The sequence below is a fragment of the Promineifilum sp. (SeqCode) genome, assembly GCF_041918635.1.
GTDB lineage: Bacteria > Chloroflexota > Anaerolineae > Promineifilales > Promineifilaceae > Promineifilum.
In genome coordinates, this window is sequence record NZ_JAYRVJ010000101.1 from 1 (window position 1) to 4,418 (window position 4,418).

Genomic DNA, 4,418 nt, shown 5'->3' on the forward strand with positions numbered 1-4,418 from the left:
GCGCGACCGGTCGCGGGCCAGCGGCCAGAGCAAGGCCAGCCCGGCCACTGGCAGCAAGGCCAGCGCCGGCGTCTTGCTGAGCGCGGCCAGCCCAGCCATCGCCCCGGAGAGCGCAAACCAGGACAGCGCCCGGCCGCGCCCACCCTCCGCGACCTGCCGCCCACAGGCCAGGGCCAGCAGCGCCAGCGTGGCGAAGGTGGCGCTCAGGCCGTCCACGTGGAGCAGCCCCGACAGCCCGGCCAGGAAGGGGTCGAACGCCAGCAGCAGACCGGCCAGCACGGCGGCCCGCTCGCCCCACAGCCGCCGCGCCAGATAGTAGACGGCAACCACGCCCAGGCTGTTGACCAGGGCCACGGCCACCCGCCCCCCGCTCAGCAGCACCGCCAGCCGCTCGAACGCGGCCACGTTGTCGGGCGTCAGGAAGGCCACGCGCCCCAGCCAGTCGTGGGCGGCGCGGGCCTCGGCCGACAGCGCCATCTGGACCGTCATGCCCAGCGCGCCCAGCCACGTCGTCGTCACGCCCGGATGCCCGGCGACGAGCGTGTCGGCCCAGCGCCCGTCCCGTAGCGCCGCGCGGAACTCGACCGAGCGGTAAACCCAGGTTGGCTCGTCCGGCGTCACGTAGCAGCCGATGGCTACCAGCCGCGGCAGCAGGGCCAGCAGAAACAGGAAAATTGGGAAGAGCCGGCGCGACCACCGGCGCGCGGCGGCGGCCCGTTCGTCTGAGAAAGCGTGCAGTCGGCCGGCCATTTGGCTAGGTATACAGGAGATTAGTGCTATTGCCAAGCGGCCTAAACACAGTATAATCGCTCGAAAATGGGCGCTGGGGTCACCCTGGCGCAGGTGGGAATCTTAGCAACATGATTGACTCTGACTTTGGTGGCGGGGAACACCCCATGAGCTTTCTCCTGACGGAGGAAGTCTATCTTCCTAGCGCCGGCGAAATCCGCCCGGGCCGCATCGTAGCTTTCCGTAACAACGAAATATTGGTCGACATTGGGGCGAAGTCCGAGGGGGTCATCCCCTCTCAGGAAACGTCGAGTTATGACTCGACGACGCGGGCGCAGCTTCAGGAAGGGGAGGAAATCCTCGTCTTCGTCGCCAACCCCGAGGACAACAACGGCAACATCATCCTGTCGTTCCGCCGCGCGGCCGAGGAGCGCGATTGGCAAGTCGCCAACGATCTGCTCGAGTCGCAGGAAGCGCTGGAGACCGAGATCGTCGGCTTCAACAAGGGCGGCGTCCTCGTCAGCGTCGGCCAACTGCGCGGTTTCGTGCCCAACTCGCAACTGCGCCGTGACCGGCTGCAAGAGATCGACGGCGACAACCGCCAGCGCTCCTATCAGGCGTTGATCGGCCAGCCGATGCTGGCCAAGGTCATCGAGGTCGACCGGCCGCGCAACCGCCTGATCCTCTCCGAGCAAGCCGCCTCGCGCGAGATTCGCCAGGCCCGCAAGACCGAGCTGTTCGGCTCCTTGCAGGAAGGCGCGGTCTTCGAGGGCCAGGTCGTCAATCTGGCCGACTTCGGCGCGTTCGTGGACATCGGCGGGGTCGAGGGGCTGGTGCACCTGTCGGAGATGAGTTGGAAGCGCATCCAGAAGCCGGGCGACCTGGTGCAGAAGGGCGATCGCGTGAAGGTCCAGGTTCTCAGCGTAGACCAGGAGCGGCAGCGCGTGGCCCTGAGCATGAAACGGCTGGAAGCGGATCCGTGGAGCCGCATCGAGGAGCTGTACCGGGTCGGTCAGCTCGTCGAAGCCGAGATCACCCGCCTGACCAAATTTGGCGCCTTTGCCCGCGTCGATGACGACTATCAGCTGGAGGGGCTGATCCATATCTCTGAGTTGGCGGAAGACCGCGTCGAACAGGCGCGCGACATCGTGAAGCCGGGCGACCGGGTCACGGTGCGCATCATCCGCCTCGACTCGAAGCAGCGCCAGGTGGGCCTGAGCGTGCGCCAGGTGGCGTCCGCCAAGTACATCGAGGAAGACCTGGCGATGTTGAATCCGTTGTAATGGCGAGTACCAGTCCGTGGTATTGAGTTTCTGTTGAAGGAGCACCCGCGGCTTAAACGGATTTCACAGATTTGGGGCGTATGCCCCAAATCTGTGAAATCGGTGAAATCTGTGGATTGTCTCCGAGAGGTGGAAAGCCGTGAACTCTAAAAATTGGGAACGATTCACTCAACGCGCCCGCCGGGTGTTGAGTCTGGCCCAGGAAGAGGCAGAACGTCTCAACCACAGTTATATCGGTAGCGAGCACGTTCTCATCGGCTTGCTATTGGAGGAAGGAGGCGTGGCCGGTCGCGTGCTGCGCGAGCTCGGCCTGGAAGTGTCGCGCGTGCAGGCGATGGTCGAGCGCCTCTCGGGCGGGCAAGGAACCCGCACCCCCTTCACCAAGACGGAGCTTTCCCCCAGCACCAAGCGCATCCTGGAGTACGCGGTCGAAGAAGCGCGGCGCATGGGGCAGCACTATATCAGCACCGAGCACCTGCTATTGGGCCTGGCCCGGCAGAACGAAGGGCTGGCGATTGACGTGCTGCGCAAGTTCGGCATCAGCGCCGAGCAAATCCGCCGCCAGACGCGCCGGATGTTGAAGGAAAGCCCGGTGGCGACCTCCGAGTCGTCACAGACCCAGCAGCAACCGCAGCGGCGTCAGCCGCCGCAGAAGAAAGAGAAGAGCAAGACGCCTCTGGTCGACCAACTGGCGACTGATCTGACCGCGCTGGCGCAAGAGTATGCGCTGGATCCGGTCATCGGCCGCGAGACGGAGATCGAGCGCGTCATCCAAATCCTGGCCCGCCGCACCAAGAACAACCCGGCGCTCATCGGCCAGCCCGGCGTGGGCAAGACGGCCATCGTCGAGGGACTGGCCCAGCGCATCGTGGACGGCCAGGTTCCGGAGTCGCTGCACAACAAGCGCGTCCTGCAGCTGGACGTAGGCAGCCTGGTCGCCGGCACGATGTACCGCGGCCAGTTCGAGGAGCGGCTGAAGCGCGTCATCGAGGAGCTTAAGTCGAGCGACGCCATCCTGTTCATTGACGAGGTGCACATGCTCGTCGGGGCGGGGTCGGCCGGCAGCTCGGTGGACGCGGCCAACATCCTGAAGCCGTCGCTGGCCCGCGGCGAGTTGCAGTGCATCGGCGCGACGACGATGGACGAGTACCGCAAGTACATCGAGAGCGACGCCGCTCTGGAGCGCCGCTTCCAGCCCGTCCACGTCGATGAGCCAAGCTCCGAGGAAACCGTCCAGATCCTCAAGGGCATCAAGGGCGCCTATGAGCAGCACCACAACCTGCTCATATCGGACGAGGCCATCGAGGCCGCCGTCTTCCTGTCCACCCGCTACGTCACCGAGCGCTTCCTGCCCGACAAGGCCATCGACCTGATCGACGAAGGCGCGTCGCGCGTGCGCATGTACCGCGTGCAGCAGCCAACCGACATCCGCGAGGCGTATGACTCCCTGCGCGACCTGCGCGTGCAGCGCAACGAGGCGGTCGAGGCCGGCCGCTACGACGACGCCACGCGCATCCGCGAGCAGGAAGAAGAGATTCAACACCAGTTGGACGAACTGCGCGCCGGGCGAAACGAGTTCAGCGACTCGGCCGTACTGACGGCCGAGGACGTGGCCGAAGTCCTGTCCATGTGGACGGGCATCCCAGTCTACCAACTGACTGAGGAAGAGTCGGCCCGCCTGCTGCGCATGGAAGAGGAGATGGAGAAAGCCATTGTCGGCCAGAAGGACGCGATTAACGCCATCTCCAAGGCCGTCCGCCGCGCCCGCGCCGGTCTGAAGGACCCGCGCCGGCCCATTGGCTCGTTCATGTTCCTCGGCCCGACGGGCGTGGGCAAGACGGAGCTGACCAAGGCGCTGGCGACCTTCCTGTTCGGCAGCGAGGACGCCCTGGTGCAACTCGACATGTCAGAGTTCATGGAGCGCCACAATGTCGCCCGTCTGGTCGGCTCGCCACCCGGCTACGTCGGCTACGAGGACGCCGGGCAGCTGACCGAAGCGGTGCGCCGCCGGCCCTACTCCATCGTCGTCTTTGACGAGATTGAGAAGGCCCACCCGGAGGCGTTCAACCTGCTGCTCCAGATCATGGAGGAGGGCCACCTGTCCGACGCCAAGGGGCAGAAGGTCAACTTCCGCAACGCCATCATCATCCTGACCTCCAACGTGGGGGCGGACATGATCAAGAAGGGCGGGGGCCTGGGCTTCAACTTCAAGCAGGACGCAGCCGTGCTCGTCGAAGAGAACTACCGCGACATGCAGAAGAAGTTGATGGAACAACTCAAGCGCAACTTCCGGCCGGAGTTCCTGAACCGGCTCGACAGTGTCATCGTCTTCCGCCAGTTGCAACCGGAGGATATCCGCCAGATCGTGGACATCATCATCGGCGACGTGAACGAGCGGATGGACGA

3 protein-coding genes are annotated in these 4,418 nt (G+C 65.1%); 2 read left to right on the forward strand and 1 reads right to left on the reverse strand.

The features are described 5' to 3' along the window. On the reverse strand, positions 1-750 hold a 750-nt coding region (locus ACE3UY_RS03310; RefSeq protein ID WP_374686128.1), incomplete at its 3' end, for a glycosyltransferase family 39 protein. A gap of 146 nt (positions 751-896) precedes the next feature. Between ACE3UY_RS03310 and ACE3UY_RS03315 the strand changes: the two genes are divergently transcribed. Further along, the gene (locus ACE3UY_RS03315) at positions 897-2,012 is read left to right on the forward strand and encodes a 30S ribosomal protein S1 (protein WP_374686129.1); all 1,116 of its coding nucleotides are present in this window, start codon (positions 897-899) and stop codon (positions 2,010-2,012) included. A 139-nt stretch (positions 2,013-2,151) separates the two neighbouring features. Beyond that, the coding region (locus ACE3UY_RS03320) for an ATP-dependent Clp protease ATP-binding subunit (protein WP_374686130.1) at positions 2,152-4,418 on the forward strand (2,267 nt) is incomplete at its 3' end.

Excerpts from the sequence above, each read along its gene's own strand:
- ACE3UY_RS03315 (WP_374686129.1), top strand. The coding sequence starts at position 897 with ATGAGCTTTCTCCTGACGGAGGAAGTCTATCTTCCTAGCGCCGGCGAA.